The following is a 21271-nucleotide window of genomic DNA, read 5'->3' on the forward strand; positions in this document are numbered from 1 at the left end:
GCACATCAGAACTCGATACTTAACAATTTCTCACTATTTTTAGTTCTTAACTATCATCCACAATTCTTAGTTTCATCTTCAGATAGATACGAGACGTATTTTGTCCTTATACAAAAAAACACCGCATAAATGCGGTGTTTTCTTTGGCGGCCAAACCAGCTTGCTATATCCACTCTTGCTGTTCCATGGAAGGGAAATCAAGAATGTACATTTATATGACGCTACCTTTTCCAATTAGTTCAATTTAAGCGGCATTTTCTTTCGGGTTAGTATCTAAATCAAAAGAAGCGTTGATCAGTTTCTTTGTGTATTGATGTTTAGGGTTATTGAAAATCTCTTCGGCGGTACCTTGTTCCATGACTTCTCCTTTCTGCATGACAAGTACTCGGTCCGATAACGCTTTGACGACGGAAAGGTCGTGGCTAATAAACAAAAATCCAATGTTGTGTTTTGCTTGTATATCTTTCAGCAGGTCAATCACCGTTAATTGCACAGAGCGGTCTAGCGCCGATGTTGGTTCATCAAGCAGAATAAAAGAGGGCTCCAAAATCAGTGCACGAGCAATCGCGATTCGCTGCCTTTGACCACCTGAAAACTCATGTGGATAGCGATTGATGGAGTTTGACTCTAAGCGAACCTCTTCGAGAGCGACTCGGGCTCTTTGTAGGCGTTCTTTCTTCGTTAAATGTGGCTGATGTACTGTTAAGCCTTCAGTGATGATTTCTCCAACTGTCATTCGTGGAGAAAGAGAACCATATGGGTCTTGGAATACCATTTGAACATCTTTCTTGAGTTCAAAACGTTCGGTATCTGTCAGTAGACTTATATCTTGCCCTTTGTACGCGATACGACCTGTCGATGGTAACAAACCAATGAGTGCACGCCCTAAGGTCGATTTTCCAGAGCCTGATTCACCAACGATTCCGAGCGTTTCACCTTGTTTTAAAGTGAGTGAAATACCTTTTACGGCTTCGAAATATTGGCTTCGGCTTGGAATGAAGTGTGCTTTTGTTAGGAACTTAACTCGAATATCTTCTGCGGAAAGTAACTCAGGGGCCGATGTTGGAATTGGCTGCTTTGCCCCACTAGGAATTGAGTTAATTAACATACGAGTGTAATCATGTTTTGGGCACTCAAATAACGTTTGAGTATGCCCTTCTTCCACCAATTGCCCTTTGCACATCACCAATACCCGGTCGGCAAAGTGTTTTACGACACCTAAGTCGTGCGTAATGAATAAAATCGCCATTCCCATTTTGTTCTGGATTTCTTTAATCAGATCCAGAACTTCAGCCTGAACGGTAACGTCGAGTGCCGTAGTTGGTTCGTCTGCAATTAAAATATCAGGCTCATTAATTAGCGCCATTGCGATCATAATGCGTTGTAGTTGACCACCGGAAAATTCATGTGGGTACTTATCATAGGCTTGTTCGGCAAGAGGAAGGTGTACCAAATTGAACAGTTCTAAAACTCGTGATTTGGCTTGAGCCTTAGACACTTTTCTATGGCACATGATCGCTTCTGCTACTTGAATGCCAACTCTTAAATAAGGGTTTAGAGAGGTCATCGGTTCTTGAAAAATCATACCGATGCGATCACCGCGAATAGCCTGCATTTCGCGTTCAGTCTTTTCAAGAATGGATTCGCCTTCAAACTCAATACTGGACTGGTCGCAAATAATCGCGTTATCAGGAAGTAGTCGCATTAATGCATTCGAAGAAACCGATTTTCCTGAACCGGATTCCCCGACAATAGCTAATGTTTCACCGGCATTTAGCTCGAAATTAATCTTTTTTACAGCATCTATGATCCCATCGTTCGTTGTAAAGCTGACGGATAACTGACGAACTTTAAGTATGGATTGGTCTGACATTGTACTTCCTTATCAATTTAAGACATGCGGTGAGTGAGGTGCGTCGGGTGTCACTTTCAGTTGAGAAAAATGATGATGCGCTCTTTGAAGCTGTTCCAATTCAATCATCCATTGGGCACTGCGCTGCGCGCTACAAAATGCAATTAGGTGGTTGAGTAGGTCTTCACTTTGTTTGTTCAATAACGAGTGAGTTCGATTAACAAGCTCAGTATTTTCTAAGGAGATGAATTGCAATAAAGCGTATGACTGATTCAGAGTGTTGAATGCCAGTTGCTGTTGACCTAAGCGGTTTAGAATTTCAGATAAAGAAACGGTGGCATCTCGCAGTCCTGCAAGTAAGCACGCAAACTGACAAGGCTTTATGTCGTCATTGAAAGAGGCTTCTTGAACATGGTGTGGTAGATGAGTAAGAACGTCTTGGTAAAGGCGCTGCGCTTCTGGCCAGTGACCTTGTTCCATTAGCTGTTCTGCTTTTAGGTAGTGCATCCAACAACGTTCAAGTTCCATTTTCCCATCTCCTATTTATAAGATGGGTGGATGTTAATGATATTTATTATCAAATGCAAGTTAATGTCATTTAGACTGTCGTGCTAAAACCAATAAAAATGTCACAAATTGTATGATATTTGTTCGGTTAGGTGGTGATCTGGCGTAAGTCACTAAAATATAAATGAATTGCATCTACACTTAGCTTAACTATACCCAGAATAATAAAGGACGAGGAGGCAGCTATGGCAATTCAAGAGCTTAAAACAAACCAGCTGTACCAAGTAGCCGATCTTGAGAAGCTACCGTGTAAGTCGACAAAGGAATTGGCTCCTATAGATGAAATCGTCGGACAAGAGCGTGCTCAAAAAGCCGTTGAATTTGCGATGTCGATAAAGGAGAAAGGGTATAACATCTACGCGATTGGGCGTAATGGGCTAGGTAAACGTACCATGATTTTACGTTACCTAAACCGCCATCCACATGAGCCGACTCAACTTTTTGATTGGTGTTATGTGGCTAACTTCAAGGATATTCGTACACCAAAGGTATTGAAGCTACCTTGTGGTGTCGGTAATCGTCTAAAAGAAGATATTGAAAAGCTAGTGACTAAACTACTGAAAGCAATGCCTTTAGCGTTTGATAATGAAATGTACTTTGGCCGAGCTGATAAGTTAAAAAATCAGCTGGCTACTCGTCAGCAACAAGCTCTTGAAGCAATTAGCCAAGAAGCGAAAGACAAAGGGGTAAACCTCACCATCACTCAACAAGGTGACTACCAATTTGTTGCAATGGATGGTGAAGAACTTCATACAGAAGAAAGCTTTGAAGCGCTTAGCGAAGAAGAGCAAGATAAGTTCGATAAGACCATTGATGGTTTAGAAGTGGGTTTACGTACTATTTCACGTGAATTGACAGAACTAGAAGAGACTTATACCGAAAAGATTCAAAAGTTGAATGATGAAGTAACGCTAGAAGTTATTACTCACTTTATCAAGCAACTTAAGAAGGACTACAGCAAGTACGCTGAAATCAAGACGTACCTAACTGACCTTCAAAAAGACATTGTTGAAAACGCTGACATCTTCCTTGAAGAAAGCACAGAACAAGCAGAAATAGCGTCCGCTTCTTTAGATAAAAAGCTTCCACGACGCTATAAAGTCAATGTTCTGGTAAGCCAAAAAGAAGAAGAGTTCCCTATTGTTGTTGAAGAGAACCCTAACTACCACTCACTGTTTGGTTATACCGAAACGGCTACTTTTAAAGGTACGGTTTTTACAGATTTCTCTCTGATCAGAGCCGGTAGTTTGCATCGTGCAAATGGTGGCGTGTTGTTGATGGATGCCGTGAAAGTACTCGAACAGCCTTATGTTTGGGATGGACTAAAGCGTGCATTACGTTCTCGCCAATTAAGCTTAACGTCATTGGAAAAAGAAGTGACGTTAACCGGAGCGGTTTCGCTTGATCCTGAGCCGATCCCACTGGATGTAAAAATCATTTTGTTTGGTGATTACCGCACTTATCAATTACTGCAGCATTATGATGCCGAGTTTGCTGAGCTGTTCCGAGTGACCGCTGATTTTGAAGATGAGATGAAACGTTCTCCTGACTCAGAAATGCACTACGCGCGCTTTATTTCAAGCATCGTGCATGACAGTGGCATGCTTCATTGTGACCGCAAAGCGATTGGTCGCATTATTGAACACAGCTCTCGGCAAGCCGGTGACCAGGGTAAGCTTTCATTACACTCTGCACACATTGCTAACTTGTTGCGTGAATCTAACTACGTGGCCAAAAGTTCAAAATCGAACTTGATTCGTTCTAGCCATGTAGAACAGGCGCTTGCCAATCAGCAAATGCGTGTTGGTCGTCTTCAAGACAGTGTGATGGAAACCTTTATTAACGGGACAACATTGATCCACACTGATGGTGTTGCGACGGGTCAGGTTAATGCCTTGTCTGTACTAAGTACTAGCGATCATATGTTCGGGGCGCCTAACCGTATTACCGCAACAACCGCTTACGGTGATGGTGAGGTGATCGATATTGAACGTAACGTTGATTTAGGTGGCAGTATTCACTCGAAAGGCGTAATGATTCTGTCGGCGTATCTGTCTTCAGTCTTTGGCAAAACAGCGAAAGTCCCTTTGACTACCAATATCACTTTTGAGCAATCATATGGTGGTGTAGATGGTGATAGCGCAAGTATGGCTGAGTTCTGTGCTGTAGTGTCTGCTTTCTCTAAGCAACCTAACCGACAGGATATTGCCATTACCGGTTCTATGAACCAGTTTGGTGAGTCTCAACCTATTGGCGGAGTGAACGAGAAAATAGAAGGCTTCTTTGATGTCTGTGAAATTAAAGGACGTTCTAATGGGCAAGGTGTCATTATTCCACGCTCTAATATTCACAACCTCATGCTACGACCTGATGTGGTGAAAGCTGTTGAAAAGGGTGAGTTTAATATATGGGCGATAGACCATGTGACAGAGGCGATTGAACTGTTTACTGGTAAGCCTGCGGGTGAAGCCTGTGATGAAGGCAGTTACCCTATTGATACTATTTTTGGTATTGCTCAAGCGAAGCTGAACGCGTTGAGAAAGTAGCTTAGCCTTAAATACCAGATACCGTTACGGTATCAAATAATATTAAAAACACTGCTAATTAAGCAGTGTTTTTTTGTATTGGGAGCTTATGGGCTAAAAAGAATGTGGGGCGAGAGCCATTCCTTTACGACGTACCCAATTGCTTAGAGCGTTAGAGGACGTCTGATTTTCAAGCAAATGTATGGTTTTCTTTATAAGATAAACCGATGCTCTGAGAGATCGAAGTTTAACCTTTCTGTGATCTCTTTGGCTTTATCGAGGCTTTGATCATTAAATTGCACTCCGTATTTCCAGTACTGGCTTGAGAGTTTTTTGTTCTTCACTATACCGCTTAAAATAGGGCTGTCTTCTGACTTGTCGTTGTCTAAGATCTTTATGTCGACGCCATGTCCAACGTTGTATTCATTAACCGCACGATCGGTAACGATTTGGCATCCAGACTCTGATATATCTCTTACTTCACATAAGTACTTTTGCTTGTCGGGAGCCAGTATCCCCGAAAGGGTTATTTCTAAGCGAGCATCAGAGCGTAACCCTTGTTTGACTTGGGTGGCGGTGGGTAAAGAAATGAAAAGAATGCAATTTGGCCCTGCCTGAACCACATATTCAATTTTGCTTTTGAAGTAGATTCTAGCGCCTTCTCCTTTTTGAGAAATTGCGCATGCCTTGATTGGGTAACCGCGCTGGAAAAACAGTGCAAAGTCTTGTGGGCTCACGTCAGGTTTTTCTAACAACAGTAAGTTGTTTGAGTGGATCCCAATGAATTTTGAACGGCAGCGTAAAGTATTACCGGTAGGGGTCGCTACATTGAAAGCAAACTCACTGAGGGGAGACACATGAACAAAAGCATCTTCCCCATAAACAATGGTTCCCATGTCAGGTGGCGTTGCATCTTGTGCGTTGTGTAAAGGGATAGATGCGTTGTTTTGAGCTGGAGAAGTGCTGTCCATATATGTCTCTACTATGAAATTCAATAAGGGTTTTGTTTCATAGTGTAGTTATAGAAGATATTGCTTAGGTAGCAAGTGAATTTTTATTATTCGATGAACTGCTTCAGCATTTTATTCACATTACAGCGATAATGAGCATCGCGTTTTCATCCAACATGTAAGATAAATATTATGCTTAGTTATGCGTTAGAATACTAAGGCGTTCTACGATCAGTGACGAAAACGCAGTTTAGTCCCGTCAAATTTTAACTTGCTAAGTAGCTCTTTGACGTGAGATTTACCTAGGTCATCAAACTCCATCCCATAACGAGCATAGTGTGTCGACTTTTGTAAGTTACAAACTTTGCCATACAGTTGTGAGAAACTCTGTCCGTTTTTGTTCGCAGGCAGAAGTTCAATGGTGATATTGTCTCCGACCTGAATAGGGCGAGTGGTTGGTGACGTCACAAAGCGACAGCCCCCTTTTGATAGGTCACGGATCTCACACTCAGTACGCTGTTTACCTATGAGAACTTTCCCGCCTAGATTTACTTCGTAGCGGGTTTCTTTACGTAACTGAGTTACCTGCATTGCGCTGGGTACGGTGAGGACTAACAAAGGAAAAGGCATTGTTAGTTTGTGTTTAAGCTGGCTTTTAAAATGGACAATCGCGCCTTCACCTCGGTGAGACAAAGCACGGATAGTCATGTTAAAACCTTCTTGAAAGAAAAATTCTAGGTCGTCACGAGAAACACTAGGTACTTCAACGACGATACAGTTGTCACTATGAGTGCCAATAAAACGAGTCGTCGTTAAAAATTTGGTGCCAACTGGAGTCGTGATGTTTAAAGTCAGTTCACTACCATGTTCAACGATGGAGAGAGCATCGGTACTATTTAACGTGGATACCGTTTTGTTACGAGGGTGATGAATGACAGCTCTCTGATCGGTAAGCTGCTTCACTGGCGAATTCATTACTAATTCTCTCCATGATCTGACGTTGATAAAGTGACGAATGTGATTAGTTTTATCTCGTTCTTTTTTATAATTTTTGTTTTATTTTATTCGTGCAATGTTTGTAGTTCAAATAATTGTTACTAAAAACGTATGAGTTTAGTGGAGTTCGTCATGGAAAAAGTCGTTTGGTATAAAGAAAAGTGTCAATTTAATGTTGAATTAGCAGCGGGCTATTACGCGAAAGTGCAATATAAACTCATTGATGATGCCATGCATATCACGTCGACACGGGTTCCCGATGAACTTCAAGGCAAGGGCTACGGCAAAGTCATGATGGAATCTGTTCTTCCTGTGATTGAGCAAGAAGGCTACAAAGTTGTCCCTATTTGTAGTTATGTGGTGCATTTTATGAATCGCTCAACGAAATGGTCACACCTTTTGAGCAAGAGTAATTGATCGCTTAACTATGACGTTGAGTTGATGTTTGTTGTATAAAAGTGATGACAAAGGAAACATTGTTGAAGCCGATTTATTTAGATATTACGAGCAGTTTAGGTCGTGAAGCCCTAATAAGCGTGGAGGTTATCCAGTCTCTTTGGGGAGGCTATGGGGAGTTAGTTAGACTACATTTCCCTGATCGCTCTCGTGTGATTGTGAAGCATGTACGTTTACCAGAAAAGTCTCAGCACCCTAAAGGGTGGAACACTCAGTTGTCGCATCAGAGAAAGGTCCATTCTTATCAAGTCGAAACGATCTGGTATCGAGACTATAGCCAACTTCTTGATGAAAGATGCCCTATGCCACAAGGGTTACTATGCAAACAAAGTGATGAAGAATGGCTGATCGTGATGGAAGATCTTGTCTCACAGGGTTTCCCGGACACTCGCAATGAAGCCAATAGTGAGCATTTAGACAGTTGCTTGTGCTGGCTAGCCAATTTTCACGCCAAACATATCGGTCATCAACCTACCGCTTTATGGGAAACTGGGACTTATTGGCACCTAGATACTCGGCCTGATGAGCTCAAAGCTATGAAGGACAAAGACCTGCAAGCTCAGGCGAGTAAATTGGATCAGTTGTTAACTCTCGCGCCTTATCAAACTTTGGTTCATGGCGATGCTAAGTTGGCTAATTTTTGCTTTTCACACGATGGAAAACAGGCGGCAGCGGTAGACTTTCAATATGTAGGCGCTGGCTGTGCGATGAAAGATGTCGCCTTATTCATGAGTAGTGCAGTAAAACCTGACGATTGCCAGCAGATGGAAGCACAGATCCTTGATACCTATTTCAAGCACTTAGGTACTGCTCTTCATTATTATCAACCCCATCTTGATCGTGAAGATGTGGAGAAGGCATGGCGGCCACTTTTCTATGTCGCGTGGGCAGATTTTCATCGTTTCGTTAAAGGTTGGAGCCCCGATCATTGGAAAATTAACCCGTACACCGAGCAATTGACTCGCTCTGTTCTAGCTAACATAGGCTCTGAACCGCTGTAGAGTTTGCGCATGCTGAAAGTTTAAAAATGATGCTAAGCCTCGTTCTTGAAAGTCATTGAATAAAAAAAGCCCATCAACCACTAGTAATAGTGAGTGATGGGCTTTTTAGTTTTTAGTGATGATATCTACATCCAAATGTGTTTTTTCTTTGGTGATACAGAGGTTAATTTAAATTTGATTCAGCTCTGTTTGCTTGAGCTAGCTTCGCATTGAATCCATTTTTATCTATATCGCCCATGATACGAGCAGACCTCACTTCCCCATCGGGTTGGTAGAAAAAGATGGCTGGTGGGCCGAACACATTTTTATCACTCAACCACACCATTTGCTCTGGTGTACTCTCAGTGATATCCAGTTTGATTTTTTTCCAATCAGTCAAAGACTGGTTTACTTGAGCATCATTAAATACGTTTTGTTCTATGACTTTACAAGAAACACACCAGTCTGCGTATAGGTCGATCAGTAGCTTATCGCCATTGTTCGCAGCTAACTGTATCTGTTGTTCTAATTGAGATATTGAACTCAGCTTCGTGAATGTCGTTGAAACTGAACCTGACATAGCCTGGCTGTTTTGCTGCGCACTTGTTTTAAACTGATTGGCTTTTAACGGGTTGAGCGGATCCGTGTTTCCTAATAGCAAGCCAATGATAAGTATCAAACCATAGAATAGGGTGACAAACGCGAATAGCCTTCTGGTTCGTGGCCAACCCGGTAGAGAGGGTTCTAATGCCCCAAAGTGGATACCTGAACCGACAGCAAGTGCGGCCCATAACCCCATAATATAAAGCGGCTCGATAAATCGGCTGAGTAATACAACAGATACAGAGAGCAATAACACACCAAAGACTTGCTTAACAGATACCATCCACGGACCACTGCGCAATAGTAGGCGTCCGCCACTCGCCCCAATAACAATCAACGGCACTCCCATGCCTATCGCCATTACGAATAACGTGGTACCGCCAAACAACCAATCTTGGGTGGTAGAAACATACAATAAGGCTCCCGCAAGTGGTGCGCTAACACAAGGTGAAACCACAAGAGCGGAAATAGCTCCCATCATAAATACACTGGCTAATTTCCCTCCCCCAAGCTTGTCTGAGCCTTGATTCAACTTTTGTTGTAACGAAGAGGGCAGCTGTAGTTCGTAGAACCCGAACATTGCTAACGCTAGCAAAATGAAAATTGCCGCAAATACGCTCAGCAGCCAAGGTTGTTGCATTGCAGATTGCAAGTTAATGCCTTTAGCAAGCGTGGTCACCAAGACCCCTGTTATGGCATAACTGCTTGCCATTCCTAGTACATAAGAGCTGGAAAGTGCCGCCCCTTTTTTGCCTGACATCTCTTTTTGCCCGCCGATAATACTGGCAAGAATAGGGATCATTGGCAATACACATGGAGTAAGCGATAAGCCTAAACCAAGCAGGAAAAACACTAACAGTGCTTGTGGTTTCCCTGCACTGCTCAAGAAGGATGATAGGCTAGATGTATCGGTACTCAGTTGTTTAAAGTCCAGCGTTGTGTCGTTTTCTGGCTCGGATTGAGTCAGTGTTTTTAGAGGTAAATCTAAGACCTGTTTTTGAGGTAAATAACACAAACCATCATCTGCACACCCTTGGAATCGCAATGTCAGATTACCTTGCCCTGTGTAAGGTAAGGTTATGGTTAATGGGTCGTGGAAAACGACAACTTGACCAAAATTCGGGTCTTGTTTCTCTTCTCCTGGTTGGGAGTAGATAGGGGCTGATAGTGTCAGCGGTTCAGCACTCTTAAAGGAAAATCGAGATTTATAAAGGTAGTAACCTTGCTGAGTATCAAAAGTTAGGATCGCACCCTGTTCTTGGACTTCCCATGTAAATGGGAAGGCTTTTTCGACGGGCAAAAATTTACTTTCATTGGCATATGAAAAGGTGCTGCATAGGATGAAAAGCAGCGAAATGATGTAGTGCTTCATTTCTGGAGAAACTCCGTATCTTGCTGGATGGTTAATTGGTCATCAATGAAAATGGCTGCGACTTCTTTTGGAAGCGGTAAAGTCGGGTGCAGAGTGAGTGAGGTGCTTAACGCTCCTGCTATTAACGCTGAATGAGCAACGACGGTAACCGAGAGTATTTTCTCCTCGGTTCCCGCTTCCGACAGAATATGTGATGTGTCTGTATCTCCGAACTGGAACCGACGCTCGTAATGCGCAGACGTTGTCAAAGCCGAATCTGTTATAGGGACTGCGAAATATGGCTCACTGCTGTTTTTCGGGTTTAGAACAGCAATATTGAAAGGTGAACCGTCTGGCTTCGTGCCCAATGCGTATATATCGCCACCAAAATTGACTAGCATCGACTTAACGCCATAACCTTTCGCAATATTGACAGCCTGATCAACGGCGTACTCTTTGATAACCCCACCAAAATCAAACTGTGTTTCAGGGTGGCTCACTACTAATTCATTCTCTTCAATGCGCCAGCTGTTTTTACCCATCATGGGCTTAAGGCGTTGAAACGCTGCTTCTCGAGTTAATGTTGGCTCAAGCTGCAGTAACGCTTTGACACTGCCAATCGTTGTATCAAACATGTCGCTGCACAGTGTATTGAGATGGGCTAATTGATGAAAAATGGAGAGAGATTCTTCATCAAGTTCAACATTCGACGTTGTACGTTGGTTTACGTGCTGAGTTAACCAAGATCGCGGCGAGTAGAAGTTATACTTGGCTTCTAACCTTAATGTATTTTGCTCAATTTCCTGTGCGATGTGAGACCATTTATTACGCGGTTGATCCGCAGAAAWAATTTGGATCTCACAAGGTACTGTCATTGCTTGAAAGCGATGAATCATTGGGTCGTTAGAACTCATATGTTGCTCCAACAGCCCACCATTGCGCTTCAAAGCCGTTACTCTGTTCGTAGTAAGCCGCAAGAGCATTCAGTCTCAGCCCTTTAACAACCTTGAAGCTGGCACCGAGTTCGTAGGAATTAGCGGTAAAATCACCAAGGCGGAGGTCAGACGTGGCGTAGCCTGTTGCTGCGAATGAAGGGTCAGAGCTATAAGGATCTCGATAAAAGTCTGCGCCTTGTTGGTTATACCAAAAGTAGCCAGGCGCAAGTGTTACCCACTCATTGATTTGCCACGACATTTTCCCTCCAAGTTGGTGAGACATTACTCCCCAATCATCCTGGAACCATTTGTATCGAGGTCGAACAACAACACTGTCAGAAATAGAGTAGAACGCTTGTAGGTTTACCCCGCCAGAAAGCCGTGTATCTGGTCGAGAATCTTGCCCTAGGAAGACTTCATCATTGTCAATTTGTCCGTTTTCGTTGACATCAATTTCACGTAGCACCGTTAAGTAGTGGTTGCTCAAATAGCCACTTCTGTAGCCCCCATAGCCAGTAAATATCGCATAAAGGTTTGGAGAAAATGTTTGAGATAGACCTGCTTCAATGCTGCCTGTGAAGATGTCTTTCCACTCTTGCGAATTTCCGTAATTTTCATACTTTTTGAATGCCAAAGTTTGATCGAATAGCATTGAACCGCCTAAACTGTATGAGCGGTTTTTTGCGCTATCTGCATAGATCAAAGCTTTACCATTAATGCCAAGGCTTTCATAGTCTTCTTCGACCGATGCATTACCACCAAACGTCCACTCATTACGCTTTTTGTCTCGGAAAGTTGCACTGAGGTTTACGGATTTTCGAGTATCTTCTAAACCGTACTTTTGGATTTCGTAGCCACTACGGTGTGGATCGTAGCCAGATCGAATAACTTCGTCAGTTTTACCTTGTGCTTGAGTGGTTTTTTGAGCACGTGCCCAAGCGTCATTAGCACCGGAGACCGGCGTGGTTGGCCCCCATGATGGGGAGGCGCCAGAGACCGTATCGTAGCCAAGCTCTGCGTTGATGGTCCAATCGAGCCCGATGCTCTTCTCCACTGAAATGATGGAATCGTTGGCAGATACTTTGTCGCTGTACTCATCATAGCTAAGGTAATGTACTGAGATATGATCTTCTGCTATTGCGCTATTCGCTATAGCCGCTGCACCAAGCAGCGTAATTGGCAATTTTTTCATTTTTGTTCTTATATATTTTGGATTAATTACAACCGCAACCGCCGCCACCGACGCCACTGCCACCTACAGAACCTTGCTTGTAGGCAAATACTTTTTCAGAAAACACATCAAACTCAGGTACTGGCCCACCTGGTTTCATTTCCTTTTTTGCTAGAGTTCCTTTTTCCCATGGCTTTACGGGCTTAATGCCTAAAGCTTCATCAACAAAGGCCAGTGCAGAAGGCTGTTCCTGTTCTGGTTCAGTGTTTGCCTTTTCTTTAAGCGAAAGCTGCTCTGAAGTGGGTTTGATTAGCTCTATATTCCTGCGAGTTCCGAGGTCAGAATCCGCGCTGTTATATATGGTCGAAGAAATGACTTCTTCTTCATAATTTCCATTTTTCGAAACTGAAACTTGTTCTTTGATAGGCTTCTTTCCTAAGCCGCTAAGATCGACCTTAGGCGAGGCTATAGACAGCACCGGTATGAGCAAAGAACCGACAAAGAGTGATGCTCTTATCATTACAGCTGCACTCCCATATCTGATAAATCATCAAGTATTACGTCACGGATGTGGTTGATTGCGCCAAAACGAATTTTGATAACTTTGCCCTGATAGATGTAATACAAAGCAGGCATACCAATAGGTTTAAATTCAGCTATCAAGTCTTGTTCCGGGTCATTAATTACAGGGAAAGTAAGTCCGAGCTGTTTTTGAAACTCGATCCCCACTTCAATGTCTTCATCCACATCTACTCCTTTAAAAGAAACCCCTGTCCCCTCTAGCTCAACTGAAAGCTGGTTTACTTCTGGCAACTCTTCACGGCACGAGACACACCATTCAGCAAAGAAATCGACGATGGTGAGTTCATTCGCGCTAAGGTTGAGTTTTTTAATCACCTCTTCTGACAGTGAGTCTCCTTCTTGGTAGGCAAATGTCGGCAGTGAAACGCATAAGGCAAATAGAGCCAAAATTCGCTTAAACATACAGTTCTCCTTTAGTTAGTTATTGTGTTTTTAGATTTTCCAAGTTGTAGCTTGGTGTCGTATTCAACGGATAAAATGTCCGAAAAATACTTATCGAGTTGATTGTTATTATTGGCGCTGAACACCTTGTCAGGGTCGTTTGTGCATTGCTGAAATTGGTCCAAGCGAGATGCATTCACACCGTAACCAATGAAGTTCATTTCAATACCAAACTGATTGATGACTTTGTTGCAAAATCCGGCATTGACTAGTTGGTCAAACGTGCTGCCGGAATCATCACCATCGGTAAGTAGAACGAGCTTCTTACGAACACCGAAAGACGGGCTAGCCGTGACTCCCCAGGCATGCTGCCACTCAGGTAATAGCTGACGAACCCCCCAAATTAATCCTTGATAAGAGGCSGTTCCGCCACTCACGGTTAAGGCGTCAATATTCTTTTTAACAACAGAAAGTTGGTTGGTTAATGGCAGTAGTGGCGAGTTTGGGCTGCAGTCGGTTAGCCACTTTTGTGGAGGGGTAAACCGAACTGCACGTTCTGAATGAAGTGTTGCTAGATTGTCGACCGTTAGCGATGCTGAAAAAGTATCATTCTGGTAAGCAAGGCCATCAATGCAATACACACCAGTAGGCTCGTTACTTAACCATGGTGGCCTATTTGCCGACACTCCTGACTCGAATGGAACAATAGATACACTCACGGCTCCAGAAGCATTCGCTTGTGTGCTTTCCTGTTCAATTGTGTTTAAGGCTGTGGTTAAAATGGATTTCAGTGAATCTAGGTTCCCTGACATCGAACCTGAAATATCAAGCACTAGCACCATCTCTGTAGGAATAGCCGTAGGAACTTCAGTCACCCGTGCTTCCATTTTTCCGCCCGAGGCCATGACATTGGAAGAGAAATCTTCATCCGTAAAGGTAGGGAGAAGGGCTGAAAGTGAGTAACCGATACTGATATTACATTTCTGGTTTACGGGTGCTAAACGAGTGATACCCGCTAAGTTAGGTTGGTAATACTCTTGATACGCACTGAGCATTCGAGGCTGTGCTTGATCTGAATATGCGCACGCCAGAGACGCTGAATCGGCTGCCTGTGCTGCTCGGTTTGAAACCATAATTTGTGCTGAGATCATGAGTGTTGCGATGACCATAAACAAAGCGGGAATCAATAGCGCAAGGAGTGACACAGTCATTGAGCCAGCCTGACGTTTAGCGTAAGAAGGTGTCGTAGACAACGAATTCATAGCTGCTTTCCAATTAGAACTGAGGAGCTCGACAGTGTGTTAGGTAGAGTCAGGATTATTTCATCTTCAGGTGAATAGTTAAGGCAGAGTGTCAGCTGCAACAATTTGGCTTCTCGGTCTACAATCGAGGCGAATTTTGCCCCTTTGACCTTGAGCTCTGTTAGTTGGTTGACTGGTTTCTCAACCTTGCAACTCGTTCCCGCATAGACTTGTTCATGGATCCATTTGTCTTGTGCAGAGTGGTAAAAGTAACTTTCAAGCGTAATACCGATATTTCTCGTTTCGATATTGTCTGGCAGGTATCGCTTTGCCAGCACCAATAAAGGTGCCGCTAAATCACTGGATACGTAAGTTGGGGCGGCGCCCGTTTGTGCTGCCGATTCAGTTATGGTTGTAGATACCGCATTGACTAAGTTATAAGCCGCAGTATCGAGCTGGATTTGGGTGTAGAACAAACGGTATGAGGCAACAAATCCCCATAGCAAAACCATCAAAGCTAATACCACAAATGGAAACTCGATTACGGTCGAGCCATTCTGATTGAGCTTCGTCGCTGAATGTTGAGCTACGTTAGTGGTCTTATTTATTGTCATAGCTGACCAATACCTTACGGCTCAAGGTTGTAAAATTGCCGACAGATTCAGTAAATTTCTCAGACAGGCCAGGCAGTAGCACAAAGGAAAATTCGTAAGTGATCTTGTACTCACCCAATTTAGCGTCTGCGTAAGAGACAGAAGCCAAATTGGCAATATCACTGATGGTTTTCCCATAAAGGGGAGGCGACACTGTTAGCTTGTCTGTTTCAAGCATTGGAAATTGTCCGATCTTCTTTATGAAGGTTTGCTCCGAACGTAAACCACCGGCTAGTGAACGAACATCACGCACCCCTGCGCTCACCGCTGAATCGAAAATGATGTTTACCAGTAATAGTCTGCTGAGTTCGAAGAACCCTAAGATCAGAATTAAGAACGGGATGAGTACCATCGTAAACTCAAGGCTTTGGCTGCCACTTTGTCGCTTCATCATCGTAAAGCCCCTGTTTCAACCTGTTCTGCAAGGCTTTGGTAGTACGCACTGTTGTTCGCAAACTCTTGTTGAGAAAGATCATCACGCRCAATCATTTTTGCTGACTCGCTGTCACCGGAAAGGGCGTAGGCCAACGCTAGATTTAGGCGTAACTTTTCGCTGGCTTCCCCACGTTTGAAGATCGGATAGAGAATACGAATGCCTTGTTGAGGGTTACCATCCAAAATCCAAGACAGCGCAAGATTATTGCGATATTCGTTGCTTGATGGTTTTAGACTTATCGCCGAAGAATAGGCATCTCTAGCTAGAGAGTATTGTTGATTTAACGAGTAACTCACTCCTAAGCTGTTCTGTGCCACATCATCATTCGGTGACATTTCAACTGCGGTCTCTAATGCGGTGATGGCTTCAGGTACCTCACCTATCGCTAGCAATGCACGACCAAGTTCACGCTGCATAGAACCCGACTGGCTAATATTGCTGCCCTGTCTTAAGTAGTGCAGCGCTTCATCGTAACGACCAGACTGATTAGCAGCCGACCCCATGAGTAGTAATAATTGAGGATCTTGAGGTGCTTCTTTCAACATCTCTCGATACAAAACCATGGCACTTTCAGGTCGACCGTTAGTTAATGCTAGTTCCGCAACTTGCAAATTTTTCTGTTGCTCGCTTTGCATTGTTTGGTTTGATTGGCAACCGACGACAAGGAGCAGGCTGCAAAGTAATGTGGCTACTTTTTTCATAAGCCCCCCAGCGTTTGCATTAAGCTCAGCATGATAGGAGCAACGATCATTACAACCACAGGGAGCATGATTAAAACCACTAAAGGTAACGACATTTTTGCCGGGATCTTACCGACCCATTCTTCTAATTCTAAGAAATGGTATTGGCGACTGTCAGAGGCAATTAGGCTAAGCGCCTGCGCGATTGGGGTACCAAACTGTAGCGCTTGATTCATAGTGGTCACCACGTTGTTAACATCAGGAATTTGTACTCGCTCGTCTAAGTTGATGAGCGCTTGTTGAGGAGAGTCGAGCACGGCAATTTCAGTCGATGTCAGCAGCCATTCACGAGATAGTGCTGGAGAAATGGTTTTCATTTCTTCACCGACACAGCGAAATACCGCTTCAAGTGTCAGTCCAGAAGCAACACAAACCACCATGAGGTCGACAGCGTCTGGTACAACTCGGCTGATCTCCGTTCTAATTTGGTCTACTTTCCAACTTAATAACCGGTCGATCGCAATACCTGCGATCATTGCAATCGCGATGCATTCAGCTAGTGCGAAAGGAGAGAAGCCATCAATTTTAGTGATGTACCAAGCGCACCCACTTATCGCCATCAGCAGCCCGCGGATCACTAGGTAGCGGACTTCAGCGCCCGAATCGATCCAGCCGATCAACGCTAACTGTCTGCGGCGAGATTTCTGACCTTCAAAGTTCCAAGAATGTACCCAACTTGGCTTCGGCTGTGAAAAGCTGCCGATGCGGCCTAGCCGTTGGGAGACTATGTCTCGTTTGAACGAGTAAGCACTAGCGGCTACAGCGAGTAATAAGGCGAAAGCAAAAAGCGCAAATGATAGGTAGATCATGATGCGAACCTCTTGTTACGAGTCATAGCGTTAAGGCAAATCGCACCTAAAGAAATACTGCCGACAACATAAATCATGACGCTTTGGCCTGATTCTGATTCAAGCAATAGATCGACCATGGTTGGCTCCATCCAAGCCATCACTCCTAGCAAACCAATAGGCAGCACAGACAGAAACAGCGCTGTCATTCTCGGTTCAGACGTTAAGCTTTTTACTTTTTTTCTCATTGCACGGTTATCGTGCATGGTTCGACTTAGGCTATGGAGGATTTCACGTAGCTGACCACCGTTTGCCTGATTAAGAATTAGCGCGACAGAAAAGTAACGAAAACTGCTGTAGGGCAGGCGAATACAAGCGTCATCTAAGGAATGGCGAAGGCTTAACCCAAGGGCTAAATTGTCACTAATGTTAGAAAACTCTCGACCTAGCAACCCGGGCTGAGTTTGTGCTACTTGATCAATGGCTTGAGGTATTGATAGACCAGCAGATACCGCTCTCGAAATCAGGCCAAGAACATGAATGATCCCTTGCTCGAACTCTTCAATTTGTAGTCTTTTTCTATACATTGAGAGTGCCGCTACGCAGATCACCCACGCCGAAAGCACCGCACTCATTTGAAGATGAGCTGGTACTTTCGGGAACAGAAAATAACAGCCAACCGGAAGCCCAATTGTGATTAAAGCAATGGCTACCTTATCGGCTTTCGTCAGTAAAGAGTCCACTCGAATGAACAACGCATGTAACGCGTTACCACGCAATTGGTTCGACTTACGAATAGAGGTTTCTTGGCTATTCACTAGTTTATGGTTAGAAAATTGTGCGAGACGCTTTCTAACTATTCGGTGCTTAGACTGATACCGAACTCCCCAGCTAACCGCAGCCAATAAGCATAAAAGTAAGACCACGATAATCATGCTTCTAACTCCATAGCACTGCGCAAATGGTTTTCTAATTTATGATGACGAGCTTTTTCTGCGAAAGATGGCATACATTTAGCACTTTGGTATGTGCCAACTAAATAACCTTGGGTGTCCTCTCCGTGAGAGTGGTAGGCAAATAAGTCTTGAGTCACATACTGATCACCTTCTAGCCCCAGCACTTCAGTAATTGAAACAACTCTTCGTTTCCCATCGCGCATTCGGTCTACTTGAATAACGACATCGATCGTGTCAGCGATCTGACGGCGCAAAGCAAACAAAGGCAGAGTTGCTTGGCTCATCATCAACATGTTCTCCATTCGAACTAATGCATCTGCTGCCGAATTGGCGTGCAAAGTACAAAGAGATCCGTCGTGACCCGTATTCATGGCTTGCATCATTTCAAAGGCTTCGTCACCACGAACTTCACCTAAAATAATTCTGTCTGGACGCATTCGGAGTGCGTTTCGCACTAACTCCCTTTGGCTGACAGGTGCTAAGCCTTCAGCATTTGCTGGGCGAGTTTCTGCTCGTACTACGTGCGGCTGTTGCAGGCGTAATTCAGCGGTATCTTCGATGGTAATAATTCGTTCTTGAGGCGAAATACTGAAAGACATAGCATTGAGTAACGTTGTTTTACCTGCGCCTGTTCCCCCTGCAATCAGTACGTTTAGCCTTGAGCGAATAATAATGTCGATAAGCTTAACCATGGATTTCGACATCGCGCCGAATTGTTCCAGTTGGCTCAGAGATAACTTGTCTTCACTGAACTTACGGATAGAAATGTACGTCCCATCCAAAGCGAGTGGCGGGATCATTACATTGACTCGGCTACCATCTTCAAGTCTGGCGTCAACTAGCGGGTTTGATTCATCGATTCGGCGTCCTACTTTACTGACAATTCGGCGAGCCAGATTCAAAAGCTGTTCTTCATTTCGAAACTGAACCGATGTTTTTTGCAGCTTACCAGAGCGTTCTACATACACTTCCTGGTGGCCGTTCACCATAATGTCAGAGATACCAGGATCGTCGATGAGTGGCTGTAAAGGACCTAAACCAAGAAACTCGTTAAGTAGCTGCTCGACAACGTCATTGACCTCTCGATGACCGAGAGGTAACTGTTTGGCGTTTACTATCTCAGAGACAACACTCGCGATACGCGACTCTAATTCTTTGCTGGAAAGAGAGACCACCACTGAAGGTTCAATTGCACGTATTACTTCCGCATGAATGGCGTAGTAGTACTCACGTATCGATGGATTCGTTGTATCAGCCTTGCGCAATACGTTCTGGTTGCTATTGCTTGGCTCTTGTAGGGTTCTGTTATTTCCGAACATTACGCGCCTCGCTTCCAAAACTGACGACGAGAGCGTTGCGGCGCTTGTCCGGTGACTTTATTCATTAATGTCTGAAAAGCTGCTTTTACTCTTTTATGGCCAATATGTACGGGCTGCCCCAGTGATGACTTCGCGACAAAATGGCTAGGCGCGAAGGAAATTTCGACATCGACCGGTACACCTAAAGCGTTCTCTACATCTTTTGCTGAGATCATAGAAGCCGAATCAGATTTAGTGTGATTCAGCACGACGATATTGTGGAAGTAGGAATCACCTTGAAGCTGTTTCAATATTTGATTGGCGTTGCGAATAGCCCCTAAAGTCGGTTCAAGGACAATGATGCGAACGTCGGCACTTCTTAGTGCATGTTGGCCAACTTGGTCACGTAATGAGTAGGTAGGAATATCAAGAGTGACGTAGTCTGTGTTCTGTAAACAAAACTTATTAAACAGCTCTAAAGCGGTTTTTTCTGGCCAAAACGGAGTGCTTTCTAATGAAAGGTAGCCAGTAAATAACGTGTGTTTCTCTGAAACTTCAACACCACTTCGTTCGAACAGTACCGGTTCTAGCCTTTCTGGAAATTGAAGCATCTCAACCAGTGCAGTGTTGCCTTCGACATTCAATAGTAGATCTAAATCGCCCATTGAAAAGTCGAGGTCAACGCTTGTGACCGATTGGTTTTGTGTTGCCAATAGTTGTGACAAAGTAGCAGCAATAGTGCTGCTTCCAGATCCGCCTTTAGCACTCACAATCGAGATGACTTTGCCACTTCGGTCATCTGCGATGCTCGTTTCTGAAACAAAAGAAAGCTGCTCTAGCATGGCAAACTCAATAGGGTTAACGAGGTAATCACTCGCCCCTGCTGATAGCATTTCTCTAAATGTCCCGATGTTCTCAGACTGACCAATGGCAAAAACCTTACTGTTGGTTCTGGTCACGATGCTTTGAATCAGTCGCTGTGCACTGGTTGTATCCAAATTCATGACATCTAAGAAAATGGTCGAGATGTTGTTTTTCAGCGATTGGCGAATAATATCTTCTTCATTCACTGAGGTTAGAGTGATGTTCGACACCCCAAGATCATTCAATGTATGAGTAAGGCTGAAAGTCTCCAGCTGTTCTGAAGCCGCAATTAATATTGCAACATTATTAGTGTGCATCATTACTTCGCTCCTAATGTGGCACTTAAGCTTGTTTGTTCAGCTTGTGAACTTTGCACTGGAGGCGCTAAGTAGCGATCTATTGTAGATACTGCTTTTTCACCTTGCGTGTGGCCTAGTGATTCACCCACTATCAAATCTTTTGGATTAGCGACCATTTGAGCGAGGGCACTCGCGTTAGCGCAGCCAAAGTTATTCTGCTTTTTGTAGCTAGACATCACCGACTTACTCGCCTTTCCTGCGTTACAAGCAGGTACTTTCGCTCGGTAAGATTCAGCTAAAATAACAATGTCACCACTTTGCGTTGAGCTACCATCAACCCTAGTGATTTGTGATGGGTAGATGCCGTTTGATAAAAGCTGGATCTCGACTTTTTTAAGCTGCTTTTTACCTTTTGCTGTGTTGCTTTCTAGCTTTATCTTTAAGTTAGAAAGTACGCCTCGGCGCTGAACAAACTGCTGTATGTCAGCTTTCTCTTCCGTGGTTAGAGAAGTGCCTGAAAGGTTTAAAGTTAATTTATTGGTTACCGCGACGACATCGACAGAAGGCTCGCGAGTAATCGGGGTTGGGGCACAGCCTGCAACCGTTAATAAAATTGGGAGTAATAACGTAGCTCGTTTCATGATGTC

The 21271-nt window shown here is 43.9% G+C and carries 21 protein-coding genes; 3 read left to right on the forward strand and 18 right to left on the reverse strand.

Annotated elements, in window-relative coordinates:
* Positions 1–244 precede the first annotated feature (244 nt).
* Together L4C33_RS06180 and L4C33_RS06185 are read right to left on the reverse strand one after the other, a co-directional pair.
* Positions 245–1873, reverse strand: a complete 1629-nt coding sequence (locus tag L4C33_RS06180; RefSeq protein WP_428811567.1) for an ABC transporter ATP-binding protein — start codon at positions 1871–1873, stop codon at positions 245–247.
* 12 nt (positions 1874–1885) lie between these two features.
* Entirely contained in the window at positions 1886–2380 is a 495-nt protein-coding gene (locus L4C33_RS06185; RefSeq protein ID WP_428811568.1) for a hypothetical protein, read from the reverse strand.
* Positions 2381–2604: 224 nt separating this feature from the next.
* Here L4C33_RS06185 and L4C33_RS06190 point away from each other — a divergent pair, with 224 nt between their 5' ends.
* Positions 2605–4965, forward strand: coding sequence for a Lon protease family protein (locus L4C33_RS06190; RefSeq protein ID WP_428811569.1), 2361 nt, complete (start codon positions 2605–2607; stop codon positions 4963–4965).
* Positions 4966–5156: 191 nt separating this feature from the next.
* Here the strand turns inward: L4C33_RS06190 and L4C33_RS06195 are convergent, their stop codons facing one another.
* Together L4C33_RS06195 and L4C33_RS06200 are read right to left on the reverse strand one after the other, a co-directional pair.
* Positions 5157–5915: a PilZ domain-containing protein gene (locus L4C33_RS06195; RefSeq protein WP_428811570.1), complete on the reverse strand. Its 759-nt coding sequence runs from the start codon at positions 5913–5915 to the stop codon at positions 5157–5159.
* Between the two features lie 210 nt (positions 5916–6125).
* On the reverse strand, positions 6126–6869 hold the full coding sequence (locus L4C33_RS06200; RefSeq protein ID WP_428811571.1) for a flagellar brake protein: 744 nt from the start codon (positions 6867–6869) through the stop codon (positions 6126–6128).
* A 153-nt stretch (positions 6870–7022) separates the two neighbouring features.
* On the opposite strand from L4C33_RS06200, the gene L4C33_RS06205 reads away from it, so the two are divergent.
* The gene (locus L4C33_RS06205; RefSeq protein WP_428811572.1) at positions 7023–7307 is read left to right on the forward strand and encodes a GNAT family N-acetyltransferase; all 285 of its coding nucleotides are present in this window, start codon (positions 7023–7025) and stop codon (positions 7305–7307) included.
* A gap of 44 nt (positions 7308–7351) precedes the next feature.
* Positions 7352–8347 (forward strand): phosphotransferase, encoded by a 996-nt coding sequence (locus L4C33_RS06210; protein WP_428811573.1) that lies wholly within the window; start codon positions 7352–7354, stop codon positions 8345–8347.
* A 163-nt stretch (positions 8348–8510) separates the two neighbouring features.
* Here L4C33_RS06210 and dsbD read toward each other — a convergent pair whose 3' ends face one another.
* From dsbD to L4C33_RS06280, 14 genes are read right to left on the reverse strand one after another with little or no spacing between them, the layout of a single operon-like run.
* Positions 8511–10301, reverse strand: a complete 1791-nt coding sequence (gene dsbD / locus L4C33_RS06215; protein ID WP_428811574.1) for a protein-disulfide reductase DsbD — start codon at positions 10299–10301, stop codon at positions 8511–8513.
* On the reverse strand, positions 10298–11194 hold the full coding sequence (locus L4C33_RS06220) for an FAD:protein FMN transferase (RefSeq protein WP_428811575.1): 897 nt from the start codon (positions 11192–11194) through the stop codon (positions 10298–10300). Before L4C33_RS06220 ends, dsbD begins: the two co-directional genes overlap by 4 nt.
* On the reverse strand, positions 11184–12407 hold the full coding sequence (locus L4C33_RS06225) for a DUF3570 domain-containing protein (RefSeq protein WP_428811576.1): 1224 nt from the start codon (positions 12405–12407) through the stop codon (positions 11184–11186). Before L4C33_RS06225 ends, L4C33_RS06220 begins: the two co-directional genes overlap by 11 nt.
* A 22-nt stretch (positions 12408–12429) precedes the next feature.
* Positions 12430–12906, reverse strand: a complete 477-nt coding sequence (locus tag L4C33_RS06230; RefSeq protein WP_428811577.1) for a DUF4266 domain-containing protein — start codon at positions 12904–12906, stop codon at positions 12430–12432.
* Positions 12906–13370, reverse strand: coding sequence for a TlpA family protein disulfide reductase (locus tag L4C33_RS06235; protein WP_428811578.1), 465 nt, complete (start codon positions 13368–13370; stop codon positions 12906–12908). The genes L4C33_RS06230 and L4C33_RS06235 overlap by 1 nt, the downstream gene beginning before the upstream one ends.
* An 11-nt stretch (positions 13371–13381) precedes the next feature.
* A complete protein-coding gene (locus L4C33_RS06240) occupies positions 13382–14611 on the reverse strand; it encodes a VWA domain-containing protein (RefSeq protein WP_428811579.1) in 1230 nt (409 codons plus the stop codon).
* Complete coding sequence (gene tadF, locus L4C33_RS06245) at positions 14608–15204, reverse strand: tight adherence pilus pseudopilin TadF (RefSeq protein WP_428811580.1); 597 nt, start codon at positions 15202–15204, stop codon at positions 14608–14610. The genes L4C33_RS06240 and tadF overlap by 4 nt, the downstream gene beginning before the upstream one ends.
* On the reverse strand, positions 15191–15637 hold the full coding sequence (locus L4C33_RS06250) for a TadE family protein (protein ID WP_428811581.1): 447 nt from the start codon (positions 15635–15637) through the stop codon (positions 15191–15193). Before L4C33_RS06250 ends, tadF begins: the two co-directional genes overlap by 14 nt.
* Positions 15634–16380: a tetratricopeptide repeat protein gene (locus tag L4C33_RS06255; RefSeq protein WP_428811582.1), complete on the reverse strand. Its 747-nt coding sequence runs from the start codon at positions 16378–16380 to the stop codon at positions 15634–15636. Before L4C33_RS06255 ends, L4C33_RS06250 begins: the two co-directional genes overlap by 4 nt.
* On the reverse strand, positions 16377–17228 hold the full coding sequence (locus L4C33_RS06260; protein ID WP_428811583.1) for a type II secretion system F family protein: 852 nt from the start codon (positions 17226–17228) through the stop codon (positions 16377–16379). Before L4C33_RS06260 ends, L4C33_RS06255 begins: the two co-directional genes overlap by 4 nt.
* Positions 17225–18142, reverse strand: coding sequence for a type II secretion system F family protein (locus L4C33_RS06265; RefSeq protein ID WP_428811584.1), 918 nt, complete (start codon positions 18140–18142; stop codon positions 17225–17227). Before L4C33_RS06265 ends, L4C33_RS06260 begins: the two co-directional genes overlap by 4 nt.
* Positions 18139–19482, reverse strand: coding sequence for a TadA family conjugal transfer-associated ATPase (locus tag L4C33_RS06270; RefSeq protein WP_428811585.1), 1344 nt, complete (start codon positions 19480–19482; stop codon positions 18139–18141). The genes L4C33_RS06265 and L4C33_RS06270 overlap by 4 nt, the downstream gene beginning before the upstream one ends.
* Positions 19482–20645 carry a CpaE/TadZ family protein gene (locus L4C33_RS06275; protein ID WP_428811586.1) on the reverse strand — a complete coding sequence of 388 codons (1164 nt, stop codon included), beginning with the start codon at positions 20643–20645 and terminating at the stop codon, positions 19482–19484. Before L4C33_RS06275 ends, L4C33_RS06270 begins: the two co-directional genes overlap by 1 nt.
* A complete protein-coding gene (locus L4C33_RS06280; RefSeq protein ID WP_428811587.1) occupies positions 20645–21265 on the reverse strand; it encodes a CpaD family pilus assembly lipoprotein in 621 nt (206 codons plus the stop codon). Before L4C33_RS06280 ends, L4C33_RS06275 begins: the two co-directional genes overlap by 1 nt.
* Positions 21266–21271 lie beyond the last annotated feature (6 nt).

Origin of the sequence: Vibrio makurazakiensis, assembly GCF_050337375.1 — a bacterium.
Taxonomy (GTDB): domain Bacteria; phylum Pseudomonadota; class Gammaproteobacteria; order Enterobacterales; family Vibrionaceae; genus Vibrio; species Vibrio makurazakiensis.

Coding starts and splice junctions, on each gene's coding strand:
- L4C33_RS06180 (WP_428811567.1), bottom strand. CDS start 1,873: ATGTCAGACCAATCCATACTTAAAGTTCGTCAGTTATCCGTCAGCTTT.
- L4C33_RS06185 (WP_428811568.1), bottom strand. CDS start 2,380: ATGGAACTTGAACGTTGTTGGATGCACTACCTAAAAGCAGAACAGCTA.
- L4C33_RS06190 (WP_428811569.1), top strand. CDS start 2,605: ATGGCAATTCAAGAGCTTAAAACAAACCAGCTGTACCAAGTAGCCGAT.
- L4C33_RS06195 (WP_428811570.1), bottom strand. CDS start 5,915: ATGGACAGCACTTCTCCAGCTCAAAACAACGCATCTATCCCTTTACAC.
- L4C33_RS06200 (WP_428811571.1), bottom strand. CDS start 6,869: ATGAATTCGCCAGTGAAGCAGCTTACCGATCAGAGAGCTGTCATTCAT.
- L4C33_RS06205 (WP_428811572.1), top strand. CDS start 7,023: ATGGAAAAAGTCGTTTGGTATAAAGAAAAGTGTCAATTTAATGTTGAA.
- L4C33_RS06210 (WP_428811573.1), top strand. CDS start 7,352: ATGACAAAGGAAACATTGTTGAAGCCGATTTATTTAGATATTACGAGC.
- dsbD (WP_428811574.1), bottom strand. CDS start 10,301: ATGAAGCACTACATCATTTCGCTGCTTTTCATCCTATGCAGCACCTTT.
- L4C33_RS06225 (WP_428811576.1), bottom strand. CDS start 12,407: ATGAAAAAATTGCCAATTACGCTGCTTGGTGCAGCGGCTATAGCGAAT.
- L4C33_RS06230 (WP_428811577.1), bottom strand. CDS start 12,906: ATGATAAGAGCATCACTCTTTGTCGGTTCTTTGCTCATACCGGTGCTG.
- L4C33_RS06235 (WP_428811578.1), bottom strand. CDS start 13,370: ATGTTTAAGCGAATTTTGGCTCTATTTGCCTTATGCGTTTCACTGCCG.
- tadF (WP_428811580.1), bottom strand. CDS start 15,204: ATGACAATAAATAAGACCACTAACGTAGCTCAACATTCAGCGACGAAG.
- L4C33_RS06250 (WP_428811581.1), bottom strand. CDS start 15,637: ATGATGAAGCGACAAAGTGGCAGCCAAAGCCTTGAGTTTACGATGGTA.
- L4C33_RS06260 (WP_428811583.1), bottom strand. CDS start 17,228: ATGATCTACCTATCATTTGCGCTTTTTGCTTTCGCCTTATTACTCGCT.
- L4C33_RS06265 (WP_428811584.1), bottom strand. CDS start 18,142: ATGATTATCGTGGTCTTACTTTTATGCTTATTGGCTGCGGTTAGCTGG.
- L4C33_RS06270 (WP_428811585.1), bottom strand. CDS start 19,482: ATGTTCGGAAATAACAGAACCCTACAAGAGCCAAGCAATAGCAACCAG.
- L4C33_RS06275 (WP_428811586.1), bottom strand. CDS start 20,645: ATGATGCACACTAATAATGTTGCAATATTAATTGCGGCTTCAGAACAG.
- L4C33_RS06280 (WP_428811587.1), bottom strand. CDS start 21,265: ATGAAACGAGCTACGTTATTACTCCCAATTTTATTAACGGTTGCAGGC.